At 74.6% G+C, this 16,066-nt stretch carries 3 protein-coding genes; all 3 read left to right on the top strand.

What is annotated here, in order from left to right:
* Positions 1–21: 21 nt before the first annotated feature.
* The 3 genes from AMK27_RS10265 to AMK27_RS10255 all read left to right on the top strand — a co-directional run bounded on the left by AMK27_RS10265 (position 22) and on the right by AMK27_RS10255 (position 16,052).
* Complete coding sequence (locus AMK27_RS10265; protein WP_073904899.1) at positions 22–291, top strand: phosphopantetheine-binding protein; 270 nt, start codon at positions 22–24, stop codon at positions 289–291.
* Positions 278–1,600: an enterobactin transporter EntS gene (entS, locus tag AMK27_RS10260; RefSeq protein ID WP_079188329.1), complete on the top strand. Its 1,323-nt coding sequence runs from the start codon at positions 278–280 to the stop codon at positions 1,598–1,600. Before AMK27_RS10265 ends, entS begins: the two co-directional genes overlap by 14 nt.
* Before the next feature lie 151 nt (positions 1,601–1,751).
* Complete coding sequence (locus AMK27_RS10255; RefSeq protein WP_073904898.1) at positions 1,752–16,052, top strand: non-ribosomal peptide synthetase; 14,301 nt, start codon at positions 1,752–1,754, stop codon at positions 16,050–16,052.
* The last annotated feature ends 14 nt before the right edge of the window (positions 16,053–16,066 follow it).

Genomic DNA, 16,066 nt, shown 5'->3' with positions numbered 1-16,066 from the left:
GGACGGGAAGAGGACACGACCATGGTCGACACGGCCGGACAGCAGGCCTTCACACGCGAGCGGCTCACGCGGGACGTCGCCGACGTGCTGTACGTCGACCCCTCCGAGGTCGAGCCCGCCGAGAGCCTCATCGAGCAGGGGCTGGACTCGATCCGCCTGATGACCCTGGTCGAGGGCTGGCGCGCGGAGGGCGCGGAGATCGGCTTCGTGGACCTCGCCGAACGCCCCACCCTGGACGCCTGGTTCGAGCTGCTGGGCACCCCGAAGGGAGTACCCCGTGCGCGCCGGTGACCTCCTCATCGACATCGGCCCGCTCCGGACCAGCCGCGACTTCCGGGCGATCTTCATCGCCCGCGTGGTCTCCCTGTTCGGTCTCGGGATGGCCTCCGTCGCCCTCGCCGCCCAGGTCTTCGCCATGACGCGGTCCACCTTCGGCGTCGCCGTCTCCAGCATGATCATGAGCGTCACCGTTCTGATCGGCTCCCTGTGGGGCGGCTGGATGGCCGACCGGACCGACCGGCGGACCCTGATCCTCTGGGCCCGGGGTTCCGCCGCACTCGCCTTCGCCGGTCTCGCGGTCAACGCCTTCCTGCCCACCCCGGAGCTGTGGGCGATCTACCTCTGCGTCGCCTGGGACGGACTGGCCACCGGAGTGAGCGTCACCGCGCTCATGGCGGTCGCACCGACCCTGGTCCGCCCGGACCAACTGCCCGCCGCCGGCGCCCTGATCTCCCTCACCGGCGAGATCGGCTCCGTCACCGCCCCGTTCATCGGCGGCATCCTGCTGGCCGCTTCGGGACCTGGACCGGTGTTCGCCTTCACCGCGGTCACCACCGGCATCACCACCCTGCTGCTCCTCCGGTTGCGCCCGCTGCCCCCGTTCAAGGGCGAGGACGACCTGGACGGCGCAGAGGACTCGGGCTCACCGGTCGCCGCCTTCCGGTTCGCCGTGCGCAACCGCGTCGTCGGCGGACTGCTGGCCCTCGGCGGTGTGAACGCGCTGTTCAGCCTGCCCGTCGTCGTCTTCCCCGAGCTGGTGTACACCGAGTTCGGCGGCGGCGACTTCATGCTCGGCGTGCTCTACACCGCTCCGGCCGTGGGCGCCGTCGTCGTCTCCGCGACGAGCGGCTGGATCACCCGCGCCGCGCGCCCCGGACGCCTGCTGCTGACCGCCGCGCTCACCGGCGGCCTGGCCATCATCGGCTTCGGCCTGAGCGGCAGTGCGACGGTCGCCTACGCCATGCTGGTCGTGGGCGGAGCGGCCGGGACCGTGTACGAGATCCTCGAGTACGCCCTCGTCCAGCACAACACCCCCGACCGGCTGCGTGGCCGGATCGTCAGCGTCGTCACCGCCCAGGGCACCGCGGGCGGCATCGCCGGCGACGTCGAAGTGGCCCTGGTCGCCCGCTGGTTCAGCCCGGCCGGCGCGGCCCTCGTGAACGGCGCGATCTGTGCCGTCGCCGCCGTGGTCGTGGCCGTCGCGGTACCCGGCCTGCGCAAGGCGACCCTGCCCCGCGAGGAGCCCTACGACGACGCGCCGCCGGCCGGCGACGGCGACACCCCGGTCCCCGCCGTGGACGTACGGTCGGCCACCGCCTGACCCCGGCCGGGGAACCGCCGCCGGGCGCCGCCACCGCGCGCCCGGCGCCCTCCCCGGCCGCACTCCCCTCTGCATCTCCCGACTCCCCTCCTCGCCTTTCCTTCCCTCGGACGGACACCGATCCGCCGCGGGTGAACCTGGAGCAAGATCCATGACCGAGCGTGCTTTGCGGCGTCTCCCCCTCACCGGGGCTCAGACCGGTGTCTGGTACGGGCAGCGGCTCGCCCCCGACTCCCCGGTCTACAACGTCGGCCAGTACGTCGAGATCGACGGCACGCTCGACGTCGACCTCTTCGAGGCGGCCGTCCGCCACGTCGTCGACGAGTGCGAGGCCCTCACGGTCCGCTTCACGGAGGACGAGTCGGGCACCCCCTGGCAGATCCCGGCCCAGGAGCCCTGCCGGGGACCGGTCCTGGAGGTGGTCGACCACCGCGCGGAGCCCGACCCGACGGTCGCCGCGCTGGCCCGGATGCGCGCCGACATGGGCGCGCCCGCCGACCCGGCCGACGCGCCGCTCTTCGCGTTCGCCCTGCACCTCGTGGCCCCCGGCCGCACCCTCTGGTACCAGCGCGTCCACCACATCGCGCTCGACGCCTACGGCTTCTCCCTGGTCTCCCGCCGCACCGCCGAGGTCTACTCGGCGCTCGCGCGCGGCGAGGAGCCCGGCCCGAACCCGTTCGGGCCGCTGTCCGCCGTCCTGGACGAGGAGAGCGCCTACCGGGACAGCGAGCGGTACGCCGCGGACCGCGCGCACTGGCTGGCCCGGCTGGCGGACCGCACCTCCCAGGAGCCGCTCTCCGGCGCCTCGTTCCCGGCGGCGCCCGACTTCCTGCGCGCCGAGGCCGTCGTCGGCCCGGACGCCACCGCAGGACTGCTCACCCTCGCCCGGGCCGCCCGCGCCACCTGGGCCGACGTGGTGACGGCCGCGTTCGCCGCCTTCCTGCACCGCTCGACCGGCGACCGCGACGTGCTCCTGTCGCTGCCCGCGATGGCGCGCCTCGGCTCCGCCTCCCTCTCCGTCCCGGCGATGGTCGTGAACGTGCTGCCGCTGCGCGTCGCGGTACGGCCCGGGCAACCGCTCGCCGAACTGGTCGCGGAGGTCGCCGACGGCGTCCGCGACCTCCGCCGCCACCAGCGCTACCGCGCCGAGGACATCCGACGCGACCTCGGTCTCGTCGGCGGCGACCGGGGCCCGCTCGGTCCCCTGGTCAACGTGAAGGCCTTCGACAACGCCCTCGCCTTCGCCGGCGCCCCCGGGTCCGTGCACAACATCGCCGCGGGACCGGTGGACGACCTCACCCTCGCCGTCCACCACGACGCCGCCGAGGGCCGCATCCGCCTCGAACTCGACGCCAACCCCCTGGCCTACGACGCCCCTTCGCTCGCGGCGCGGACCGCCGAGTTCGCCCGCTTCCTGACCGAGGCCGCGACCGCAGGACCCGACACCCCCGTCGGCCGTCCCGACCTGGTGGACGCCGAGCGGAGGGCCGCCCTGCGTGAGGCGGCCGCAGCGACGGAGCGGGAGATCGAGCCCGGCACCGTCGTGGACGCCTTCGCCGCACGGGCCCTCGCCCACCCGGACGAGACCGCCCTCGTCGCGGGCCGGGACGAGCTCACGTACGCCGAGCTCGACGCCCGCGCCAACACACTGGCCCGGCTGCTCGTCGCCCGCGGCGTCGGACCGGAGTCCTTCGTCGGCCTCGCGCTGCCGCGCGGCACCGACCTCGTCGTCGCCCTCCTCGCCGTCCTCAAGGCCGGCGGCGCCTATCTGCCGCTCGACCTCGACTACCCGGCGGACCGCCTGGAGTTCATGGTCCGCGACGCCCGCCCGGTCTGCGTGCTCACCACCCTCGCGGGGGCCCCGGCCGCCCCGGACGTGCGCGGCACCGAGACCGTCGTCCTGGACGCGCCCGACACCCTGGCGGCGCTCGCGGACCTCTCCCCCGCCCCGCTCGACGGACCCGAGGCGCCCGCGCTCTCCGGCGACCACCCGGCGTACGTCATCCACACCTCAGGCTCCACCGGCCGCCCCAAGGGCGTCGTCGTCCCGCACGCCGCGCTCGCCAACTTCCTGCGGATGCAGGCCCACGAGCTGGCCATGGTCCCCGGCGAGCGGCTCGTCGCCGTCACCACGATCTCCTTCGACATCGCCGCGCTCGAACTCCACACGCCGCTCGTCAGCGGGGCGACGGTGGTCCTCGCCGACCGCGACACCGTCCGCGACCCGGCCGCGCTCGCCGCCCTGGTCGACACCCACCGTCCGGCGGTCATGCAGGCCACGCCGACGCTCTGGCACGCCCTCCTGGAGGACGGCCGCCCGGAGAGCCTCGGGACGACGAAGGTCCTCGTCGGCGGTGAGGCACTGCCCGCCGCGCTGGCCGAGCGCCTGACCCGTACAGCCGCGTCCGTCACCAACGTCTACGGGCCGACGGAGGTCACCGTCTGGGCCACCTCCGCCGTCCTGCCGCCCGACCACACCGGCACCCCGGACATCGGCCTGCCCTTCTGGAACACCCGCGCCCACGTCCTCGACAGCGCCCTGCGCCCCGCGCCGGACGGCCGTCCTGGTGAGCTGTACCTCGCGGGCGCGCAGCTCGCCCGCGGCTACCTCGGCCGCTTCGCGCTGACCGCCGAGCGGTTCGTCGCCGACCCGTACGGCCCGCCCGGCAGCCGCATGTACCGCACCGGCGACCTGGCCCGCCGTCGTCCCGACGGCCGCATCGACTTCCTCGGCCGCGCCGACGACCAGGTCAAGGTCCGCGGCTTCCGCATCGAACTCGGCGAGATCGAAACCGTTCTGACGGATCGTCCGGATATTGCGCGCGCGGTCGTCGTGGTGCGCGAGGACGTGCCGGGCTCGCAGCTCCTGGTCGGCTACGTGACCGCGTCCGACGGCGCCGCCCCGGACTCCGACGCCCTCCGCCAGGCCGCCGCCGAGCGGCTGCCCGCGTACATGGTGCCGTCGGCCGTGGTGGTCCTCGACGCCTTCCCGCTCACCGCCAACGGCAAGATCGACCGCCGTTCGCTGCCCGCCCCCGACCTCGCCGGCCAGGCCGCGGCCGGCGGCCGGGCCCCGCGCGACGCCCGCGAGGAGATCGTCACCGGCGTCTTCGCCGACGTCCTGGAGCGGGAGTCGGTCGGTCCCGACGACGACTTCTTCGACCTCGGCGGACACTCCCTGCTCGCCGGCCGGGTGGCCGCGCGGGTCCGCGGCGCGCTGGGCACCGAGTGCGGGGTCAGGGACGTCTTCGAGGCCAGGACCCCGGCGGCCCTCGCCGAACGCCTGGGCGCACGGGCGGAGTCGGCGTCCCGGCCGGAGCTCACGGCCGCCGTCAGACCCGAGGTGCTGCCGCTCTCGCACGCACAGCGCCGCCTGTGGTTCCTCCACCAGATGGAGGGGCCGAGCACCACCTACAACATCCCGTTCGTGGCCCGCTTCGGCGAGCTCCTCGACACGGAGGCGCTGGACGCGGCGCTGTGGGACGTCGTCGCCCGCCACGAGGCGCTCCGCACGGTCTTCGCCGACCTGAGCGGCGAGCCCGCCCAGCGGATCCTCGCCCCGGAGGACGTGGACGTCCGCCTGCGGGTGGAGGAGACCGACCGGGAGCGGTTCGACACGGTGGTGGAGGGCACCCTCGGGCATCTCTTCGACCTGTCCGCCGAGGCGCCGGTGCGGGTGACCGTGGTGCGCGACGCCGAGGGCGGCACCGACGCCCTGGTGGTCGTGCTGCACCACATCGCGAGCGACGAGTGGTCCATGGGGCCGTTCCTGAACGGTCTGGAGCGGGCCTACGCGGCACGCCGGGCGGGCCGGGCGCCGGACTTCGCCCGGCCCGAGGCCGGACTCCCCGTCCAGTACGCCGACTTCGCGCTCTGGCAGCGCGACCTCCTCGGCGATCCGGCCGACCCCGCGTCACTGACCGCACGTCAGGCCGCGTACTGGCGCGAGACCCTGGCCGGTCTCCCCGCCGAGCAGCCGCTGCCCACCGACCGGCCCCGGCCCGCCGTCGCGAGCAACGCGGGCGGCATGGTGCACCGCGAGGTGCCCGCCGCGCTCGCCGCCCATGTCCGCGGGCTCGCCCGCGAGTCCGGCAGCAGCGTCTTCATGGTCGTCCACGCGGCCGTCGCCGCCCTGCTGCACCGCCTGGGCGCGGGCGACGACATCCCGCTCGGCAGCCCCGTCGCGGGCCGTTCCGACCCGGCGCTCGACGAGCTCGTCGGCTTCTTCGTCAACACGGTCGTGCTCCGCGCCGACCTCTCGGGCGACCCCGGCTTCAGCACCCTCCTGGAGCGGGTCCGCGCCGCGGACCTGGCCGCGCTCGACCACTCCGACCTGCCCTTCGACACGGTCGTGGAGACCGTCAACCCCGTCCGCTCCCTGACCCGGCACCCGCTCTTCCAGACCATGGTGTCGCACAGCACCGTCACCCAGGACGTCCGCGCCCTCTTCGGCCTGGACGCGCGCGTGGACCGGGTCGACCCGGGCGTGACCAAGTTCGACCTGGACATCACGTTCTCCGACACCGCCCACGGCGAGGCGCTCGACCTGGAGGTGTTCTACTCCTCCGCCCTCTTCGACCGGACGACCGTCGAGACGCTCGCCGAGCGGCTGCTGCGCCTCCTGGAGCAGGCCGTCGCCGACCCCTCGGCCCCCGTCTCCTCGTACGAGCTGCGCTCCGACACCGAACGGGACCTCCTGGAGCGGTGGAACAGCACCGCCGTCGCCCACTCCGCCGAGAGCGTCGTCGAGATCCTCGACCGGCGGATCGCCGACAGCCCCGACGCCGTCGCCCTGGTCTGCGGCGACGAGCGGCTCACCTTCGCCGAGCTCGGCGAGCGGGTGTCCCGGCTCGCGCTGCTGCTCGCCGAGGAGGGTGTGGGCCCCGACGCGGTCGTGGCGCTCGCCGTGCCCCGGTCCGCCGACTCCGTCGTCGCCGCCTTCGCCGTCCTCACGGCAGGCGGCGCCTACCTGCCGCTCGACCTGGACCACCCGGCGGACCGCCTGGAGTACATGCTGCGGGACGCGGGGCCCGTCTGCGCCGTCACCACCACGTCCGTGGACGGCACGGTGCCCCGGCTGCCCGGCGTGGCCCGGCTCGTCCTCGACGACCCGGCGGTACGGGCCCGGCTCGCGGCCGCCTCCGGCCCCGCGCCGCGCGCGCCGCGCCCCGACGACCTGGCGTACGTCATCTACACCTCGGGCTCCACCGGCCGCCCCAAGGGCGTCGGCCTGCACCACGCCGGTCTGGCCAACCTGTACCGGGACCACGAGCGCGCGCTGTACCTCCCGGTCGCCCAGCGCCTGGGACGGCGGGTCCGCGCCCTGCACACCGCCTCGTTCTCCTTCGACTCCTCCTGGGAACAGCTGCTGTGGCTGCTCGCCGGGCACGAGCTGCACGTGCTGGACGAGTACGGCCGCAGGGACGCCGACGCCGTCGTGGCCCATGTGCGCGAGCAGCGGATCGACGCGCTCGACGTCACCCCCTCGTACGGCCGCCACCTGCTCGACGCCGGCCTCCTCACGGGCGACTGGCGCCCCCCGCTGTTCCTCCTCGGCGGCGAGGCGGTGCCGCCCGCACTGTGGACCGAGCTCCGGGACGTCCCCGGGGTGGAGACCGTCAACTACTACGGGCCCACCGAGTTCACGGTCGACGCTCTCGTCGCCCGCGTCACGGAGTGCGCGACGCCCGTCGTCGGCCGCCCGCTCGACAACACCCGCGCCCATGTCCTGGACGTCTTCCTCCATCCCGTCCCGCCCGGTGTGCCGGGCGAGCTGTACCTGGCGGGCGTCCAGAACGCGCGCGGCTACCTGGGGCGGCCGGCCCTCACGGCCGAGCGTTTCGTCGCCGACCCGTACGGGCCCTCCGGCAGCCGTATGTACCGCACCGGTGACGTGGTCCGCCGTCGCGCCGACGGTCTGATCGAGTTCCTCGGCCGCGTCGACGACCAGGTGAAGATCCGCGGCTTCCGCGTCGAACTCGGCGAGGTCGAGGCCGCCCTCACCGCGCTCCCCGACGTGGCCTCGGCCGCCGTCCTCGTCCGCGAGGACACCCCCGGCGTCCCCCGCCTCGTGGCGTACGTGACCGGCGGTGCCGACCCGGCGGAGGTGAGGCGCTCCCTCGCCGAGGAACTGCCGGAGTACATGGTCCCGGCGGCGGTCGTCACCCTCGACGTCCTGCCGGTGAACGTGAACGGCAAGCTCGACCGGGCGGCCCTGCCCGTCCCCGCCCTCACGGCGGCCGAGCCGTCGCGGGCTCCGCGCGGGGAGGCGGAGGAACGTCTCGCCGCCGTCTACGCCGAGGTCCTCGGGCTCGCGTCCGTCGGCGCCGAGGACGACTTCTTCGCCCTCGGCGGCCACTCGCTGCTCGCCACGCGCGTCGTGGCCCGGGTCCGCGCCACCGGAACGGCCAGCACCGTGCGGGACGTCTTCGAGGCGCGTACGGTCGCGGCGCTCGCGGCCCGCCTCGCCGCACGCGCGGCGCACAGCCGCCCCGTCCTGACCCGGGCCGCCGCACACCCCGAGCTGCTCCCGCTCTCCTCCGCCCAGCGGCGGCTGTGGTTCCTGCACCGCGTCGAGGGGCCCAGCGCCACCTACAACATCCCGCTCGCCCTGCGCCTGCGGGGCGCCGTGGACGAACACGCGCTGCGGGCGGCCCTCGGGGACGTGGTGGCGCGGCACGAGGTGCTGCGGACCCTGTTCGCGGAGGTCGACGGGGAGCCGTACCAGCGGATCCTCGCGCCCGGCACGGCCGAAGTGCCGTTCACCGTTCGGCGCGTCCCGGCCGCCGACCTGCCGGAGCTCGTGGAGGCGGCGGCGACCGAGGCGTTCGACCTGACGGCCGAACTCCCGCTGCGCGCGGTCCTCTTCGGCGCGGCCGGGGACGGCACCTCCGACGACGAGTACGTCCTGCTGGTCCTGCTGCACCACATCGCGACGGACGAGTGGTCCACCGGCCCGCTCCTCGCGGACCTCGACACCGCCTACACGGCCCGCGCCGCCGGCCACGCGCCGGAGTTCACCCCGCTGCCCGTGCAGTACGCCGACTACGCCCTCTGGCAGGGCGAACTCCTCGGCGACGCGCGGGACACCGGTTCCCTGGCCGCCCGGCAGGCCGCCTACTGGCGGGAGAACCTCGCCGGGCTCCCGGAGGAACTGACCCTCCCCACCGACCGGCCGCGCCCCGCCACGCCCTCGTACGAGGGCGACACCGTCACGGCGGAACTGCCCGCCGAGCTGGTGACCGCACTCGACCGGCTGGTGGCGGACACAGGAGCGACGATGTTCATGGTGGTGCACGCCGCCGTCGCCACGCTCCTCCACCGGCTCGGCGCGGGCGACGACATCCCCGTCGGCACCCCGGTCGCCGGCCGGGGCGACACCGCCCTGGACGAACTCGTCGGCTTCTTCGTCAACACGGCCGTCCTCCGCACGGATCTCGGCGGCGACCCCACCTTCGAGGAGCTGCTCCGCCGGGTGCGGGCCACCGACCTCGCCGCGCTCGACCACGCGGACCTGCCCTTCGACGCCGTCGTGGAGACGGTCAACCCGGGCCGCTCCCTCGCCCGCCACCCCCTCTTCCAGACGATGGTGGCGTACGAGGGAGGCGGCCCGGACACCTCCCGACTGCTCGGCACGGACGCCGAGGAGTACGAAGTCCGCGGCGGGGCGGCCAAGTTCGACCTGGAGATCCTCTTCCGGCGTACGGACCGGGCCGGCGAGCCCGGCATGACCTGCGGCGTCCGCTACGCCAGGGACCTCTTCGACCGGTCCGGTGCCGAGCGGCTGACGGAGCGTCTGTTCCGGCTGATCCAGGGCCTGGTGGAGTCGCCCGACGCGCCCGTGGCCTCGATCGACCTCATGGACGCGGCCGAGCGGCAGCGGGTCCTGCACGACTGGAACGACACCGCGCGCGTCCTCGACGGACCCGCGAACCTGGCCGACCTGGTCGCCGCCGGAGCCCCGCGCGCCGAAGGCCCCGCCCTCGTCTTCGAGGATGAGGACCTCTCCCGTACCGACTTCGAGGCACGCGTCAACCGGCTCGCCCGGCTCCTGATCGGCCGCGGAGTCGGACCGGAATCCGTCGTCGGCGTGGCCCTGCCCCGCTCTGTCGACCTGCTCCTCGCGATCCACGCCGTCGTCCGCGCCGGCGGCGCCTACCTCCCCCTCGACCTCACCCTCCCCGCCGACCGCCTCACCCACATGACGGACACCGCCGTGCCGGTGTGCGTGCTGACCGACCTCGAATGGCTCGGGGCCCTGCCCCTGGCGTGCGAGGCCGAGCCGATCGTCCTGGACGCCCCCGAGATCCGGGCGGAGTTGGAGGAGCTGTCGGAAGCGGAGGTGACGGACGCGGACCGGCTCGCTGCGCTGCTGCCGCACCACCCCGCCTACGTCATCTTCACCTCCGGCTCCACCGGGCGGCCCAAGGGCGTCATGGTCGAACACCGGGCGATCGTCAACCGCCTGGAATGGATGCAGCACGCGTACGGGCTCACGCGGACGGACCGGGTCCTCCAGAAGACGCCGACCAGCTTCGACGTCTCCGTCTGGGAACTCTTCTGGCCCCTCGCCCAGGGCACCCCCCTGGCCATCGCACGCCCCGAGGGCCACAAGGACCCCGAATACCTCGCCGAGCTCATCCGCGAACAGCACGTCACCGTGCTCCACTTCGTCCCGTCCATGCTCCAGGCCTTCCTGGACGGCGTCGACGTGGTGTCGTGCCCGAGCCTGCGGGTCGTGGTGTGCAGCGGTGAGGCCCTGCCCGCCGACCTCGTCTCGCGTTTCCACGCCTCGGCCGGTGACCGGACCGTCGCGCTGGAGAACCTGTACGGGCCGACCGAGGCGGCCGTCGACGTCACCGCCGCCACCTGCCTGCCCGGAGAGGCGAAGGGAGCTTCGGCGTCCATCGGCTCTCCCGTCTGGAACACCCGCGTCCACGTCCTCGACGCACACCTCCGCCCCGTCCCCGTCGGCGTCCCCGGCGAGCTCTACCTCGCCGGAATCCAACTCGCCCGCGGCTACCTCTCCCGACCCGACCTCACCGCCGAACGCTTCCTCGCCGACCCCCACGGACCCGCCGGCACCCGCATGTACCGCACCGGCGACCTCGTCGTACGCCGCGACAACGGCACACTCGACTACCTCGGCCGCGCCGACGACCAGGTCAAACTCCGCGGCTTCCGCATCGAACTCGGCGAGATCGACACCATCGTGGCGACGGCGCCCGGGGTGTCCCGCGCCGTCACCGTCATCCGCGAGGACCGGCCCGGGGTCCAGCGGCTCGTGACGTACGTCGTCCCCGCCGACGCCCCGGTGACGGCGGACGCCCTGCGCGTCCACGCCGCCGCCCGCCTCCCCGAGTACATGGTGCCGAGCGTCTTCCTGGAGATCCCGGCGATCCCCCTCTCCCCCAACGGCAAGCTCGACCGACGCGCCCTCCCGGCGCCGCCGGACGCGGTGGCCGGGCCGTCCCGTGCCCCCCGGGACGCGCGCGAGGAGATCCTCGCGGGCACCTTCGCGGCCGTGCTCGGCCTCGACTCCGCCGGCGTCGAGGACGACTTCTTCGCCCTGGGCGGTCACTCCCTGCTCGCCGCCCGCGCGGCGGCCCGGGTGCGGGCCGCGCTGGGAGTGGAGTGCTCGGTACGGGACGTTTTCGAGGCACGTACGGTCGAGGCGCTGGCCGCCCGGCTCGCCGCGCGCGGCGCGTCCGGCCGCCCCGCCCTCACCGGTGCCGGGGCACGGCCGGAGCCGACACCCCTCTCGTACGCCCAGCGACGTCTCTGGCTGATCGACAGCGTGCGGGGCCCGGGGACGGCGTACAACGTGCCGTTCGCGGTCCGGCTGGCCGGTCCGGTGGACCCGGCGGCCGTCCGCGCGGCGGTCCGGGACGTGGTGGCGCGGCACGAGGTGCTGCGGACCGTGTTCGCGGAGATCGACGGGGAGCCCTGCCAGCGCGTCCTCGCCCCCGCTGGGGTCGAGGTGCCCTTCACGATCCGGGAGGTCGCCGCCGGGGCGCTGGGCGCGGAGGCGGAGGCCGCGTGCGGCCACGTCTTCGACCTGGAGCGGGAGATCCCGCTGCGGGTGACCCTGCTGCGCGCATCGCACGAGGAGCACGTCCTCGTCGTGCTCCTGCACCACATCGCGACGGACGAGTGGTCCACCGGCCCGCTCCTCGCGGACCTCGACACCGCCTACACGGCCCGCGCCGCCGGCCACGCACCGGAGTTCACCCCGCTGCCCGTCCAGTACGCCGACTACGCGCTCTGGCAGCGCGAACTCCTCGGCGACACGGAGGACAAGGACTCCCTGGCGGCTCTCCAGGCCGCCTACTGGCGGGACAACCTCGCCGGGCTCCCGGAGGAACTGACCCTCCCCACCGACCGGCCACGCCCCGCCACGCCCTCGTACGAGGGCGACGTGGTGCCGTTCGAGGTGGACGCGGCGACCGGCTCCGGTCTGGCGCGGATCGCCCGCGCCTCCGGCGCGACGATGTTCATGGTGGTCCACGCGGCCGTCACCGCCCTGCTGCACCGGCTCGGCGCGGGCGACGACATCGCGATCGGCACTCCGGCCTCGGGCCGGGGCGACGAGCATCTGGACCCGATGGTCGGGTTCTTCCTCAACACCCTCGTCCTGCGCGCCGACCTCTCCGGCGAGCCGAGCTTCACCGAGCTGGTCGGCCGGGTCCGGGACACCGGACTCGCGGCCTTCTCGCACGCCGATCTGCCGCTGGAGGCGGTGGCGGAGGCCGTCGGTCAGGCCCGTTCGCAGTCCCGCAACCCGCTGTTCCAGACGATGGTGACGTACCACTCGGTCGAGACCGGGGTGTCCGAGCTGTTCGGGGTGCGGGCGAGCGAGCTGCCGGTGGAGATCGGCGGGTCGAAGTTCGACCTGGAGTTCGCGTTCGGCGGGTCGGAGACCGACGGCGGGATCAGTGGCGGTCTGCGGTACGCGACGGATCTCTTCGAGCGTTCCGGTGCCGAGCGGCTGACGGAGCGTCTGCTCCGTCTTCTGGCCGCCGTGGTGGCCGCGCCGGACGCCCCCGTGGCGTCGATCGACCTGATGGACGCGGCCGAGCGGCGGCGTCTGGACGGCTGGAACGACACCGCGCGCGTCCTGGACGGACCGGCGAACCTGGCCGATCTGGTCGTCGCCGGAGCCCCGCGGGCCGAAGGCCCCGCCCTCGTCTTCGAGGGTGAGGACCTGTCGCGCACCGACTTCGAGGCATGCGTCAACCGGCTCGCCCGGCTCCTGATCGGACGGGGCGTCGGACCGGAGTCCGTCGTCGGCGTGGCCCTGCCCCGCTCTTTCGACCTGCTCGTCGCGATCCACGCCGTCGTCCGCGCCGGCGGCGCCTACCTGCCCCTCGACCTCACCCTCCCCGCCGACCGCCTCACCCACATGGCGGAGACGGCGCGGCCGGTCGCGATCCTCACGGATCTGCGCTCCGAGAGTGCTCTCCCGAAGGCGGTCGAGGCGGGGCGGATCGTGCTCGACTCCCCTGTCGTGACGAGTGAGTTGGCGGGGACCGCGTCCGATGTCCTCACCGACGCGGACCGGCTCGCTGCGCTGCTGCCGCACCACCCCGCGTACGTCATCTTCACCTCCGGCTCCACCGGACGGCCCAAGGGCGTCATGGTCGAACACCGGGCGATCGTCAACCGCCTGGAATGGATGCAGCACGCCTACTCCCTGGACGGCACCGACCGCGTCCTCCAGAAGACGCCCACCAGCTTCGACGTCTCCGTCTGGGAGCTGTTCTGGCCCCTCGCCCAGGGCGTCCCCCTGGTCATCGCACGACCCGAGGGCCACAAGGACCCCGAATACCTCGCCGAGCTGATCCGCGAACAGCACGTCACCGTGCTCCACTTCGTCCCGTCCATGCTCGCCGCCTTCGTGGCCGAGGTGGAGGTCTCCTCCTGCCCGAGTCTGCGGGTCGTAGTCTGCAGCGGCGAGGCGCTGCCCAGTGATCTGGTCGCCCGTTTCCACGAGTCGGCCGGTGGCCGGACCGTCGCCCTGGAGAACCTGTACGGGCCGACCGAGGCCGCGGTCGACGTGACCGCCGCCTCCTGCCACCCGGACACGTCCACCGGTGTCTCGGCCTCGATCGGCTCTCCCGTCTGGAACACCCGCGTCCACGTCCTCGACACACACCTCCGCCCCGTCCCCGTCGGCGTCCCCGGCGAGCTCTACCTCGCCGGAATCCAACTCGCCCGCGGCTACCTCTCCCGCCCCGACCTCACCGCCGAACGCTTCCTCGCCGACCCCCACGGACCCGCCGGCACCCGCATGTACCGCACCGGCGACCTCGTCGTCCGCCGCGACAACGGCACACTCGACTACCTCGGCCGCGCCGACGACCAGGTCAAACTCCGCGGCTTCCGCATCGAACTCGGCGAGATCGACACCGTCCTCACCGCCGTCCCGGGCATCACCCGCGCCGTCGCCGTCATCCGCGAGGACCGGCCGGGCAGCCGCAGGCTCGTGGCGTACGCGGTCCAGGAGGCGGGTTCGACGTTCGACCCGGAGGCGCTGCGGGCGCACGCCGCCGCGCAGCTGCCCGGGTACATGGTGCCGAGCGTCTTCCTGGAGATCCCGGCGATCCCCCTCTCCCCCAACGGCAAGCTCGACCGACGCGCCCTCCCGGCGCCGCCGGAGCCGCGGGTGACCGCCCCGGCCCCGATGGCGGCGCCCGTCGCGGGTCCCGTGCCCGGCGAGGGTCCGGCGGAGCTGCTCACGCGCCTGATGGCCGAGGTCCTCGGGCTGCCCGCCGTGGGTCCGGAGGACAACTTCTTCGAGCTGGGCGGCGACAGCATCGTCTCCATCCGGTTCGTGAGCCAGGCCCGCAAGGCCGGGCTCAAGGTGACGGCCCGCCAGGTCTTCCAGCACCCGACGCCCGCCGGGCTCGCCGCCGTCGCCGCGCCGACGGCGGACGCCACGGTCACCGTGCGCCCCGCCGAGCAGGGGGCGGGGCCGCTGGTCCTGCCTCCGGTGGCGCGGTGGTTCGCGGAGCGCGGCGGCCCGTTCCGCCGCTTCTGCCAGGCCCGTCTGGTCCTGGTGCCCGCCGGGGTGCGGCAGGCCGATCTCACGACCGCCCTCCAGGCGGTGCTCGACCTCCACGACGGGCTCCGGCAGGTGCTGACCGTGACGCGGCCCGGCGTGTGGAGCGCGGAGGTGGCTCCGGCGGGTTCGCTGTCGGCCGCCTCGGTGCTGCGCACCGTCGACGCGTCCGGGCTCGCCGCCGGGGCGCTGCGGGAGCTGGTGGGCCACGCGTCGGACCGGGCCGCAGGCGAGCTGGACCCGGAGTCCGGGGCCACCGTGCGGGCCGTGCACTTCGACGCCGGTCCCGGCGCGCCGGGCAGGCTGCTGCTCGTCGCCCACCACCTGGTCGTGGACGAGGTGTCCTGGCAGATCCTGCTGCCGGACCTGCGGGCGGCCTGGGAGTCGGCGTCGGCCGGGAGGGCGCCCGCGCTCGAACCCGTGCCGACGGCGCTGCGCACCTGGACGGCGGGGCTGCTCGCCGAGGCGCACAGCGGGCGGCGGGCGGCCGAGCTGGACCGGTGGCTGACGGCGGCGGCGCCGGGCGCGCGGCTGCTGACGAAACGGCCCCTGGACCCGGCGCGGGACACGGTGGCGACGGCCCGCCGGCTGACCGTCCGGCTGTCGGCCGAACGGACCGAGCCGCTCCTGTCGGCGGTGCCGCAGGCCTTCCACGGCACGGTCAACGACACGCTGCTCACCGCCCTCGCGCTCGCCGTGGGCGGCTGGGCGGCGCGGACGGGGCGCCCGGCGGACGGGGTGACCGTGGATCTCGAGGGGCACGGCCGGGAGCAGGACCTCGTGCCGGGCGCCGATCTGACGCGGACGGTCGGCTGGCTGACCAGCGTCTATCCGCTGCGCCTCACCGCCGACGGCTACGACCCGGCGGCCGTGGCCGCCGGGACGCAGGACGCGGGGACGGCCCTGAAGGAGATCAAGGAACGGGTCAGGGGTGTCCCGGACGGCGGGGTCGGCGCGGGGCTGCTGCGGTACGCGAACGCGGCCACGGCGCGGCTGTTCGAGCCGGGCTCCGGCCCCGAGATCCTGTGGAACTACCTCGGCCGGCAGACCGCGCGGACCCATTCCGAGTGGGGCCCGGCGGCGGAGGCCGACGCGCTCGCCGTACGGCCGGATCCGGACATGCCGCTCTCGCACCCCCTCGCCGTCGACGCGGAGGTCGAGCACGGCCCGGACGGTCCGGAGCTCGCCGCCACCTTCGTCTGGGCGGGCGAAGCCGTCTCCCGGAGCACCGTGGGCGAGCTGACGGACGGCTGGCTCGCCGCCCTCGACCTGCTCGCCGGCTGGGCGGTCGGCGGTTCGTCCGCCGGTCACACCCCGTCCGACCTCGACCTGCTCGACCTCGACCAGAACCAGATCACCATGCTCGAAGAAATGTGGAGGGCCCAGCAGTGACGCAGGCTCGTATC

It is taken from the genome of Streptomyces sp. CB02009 (assembly GCF_001905825.1).
Lineage (GTDB): Bacteria > Actinomycetota > Actinomycetes > Streptomycetales > Streptomycetaceae > Streptomyces.
This window is presented reverse-complemented; position numbering and strand designations above follow the sequence as displayed.

Bases quoted from the DNA above. Each gene is read 5' to 3' on its own strand.
- AMK27_RS10265 (WP_073904899.1), top strand. From the start codon at position 22: ATGGTCGACACGGCCGGACAGCAGGCCTTCACACGCGAGCGGCTCACG.
- AMK27_RS10255 (WP_073904898.1), top strand. From the start codon at position 1,752: ATGACCGAGCGTGCTTTGCGGCGTCTCCCCCTCACCGGGGCTCAGACC.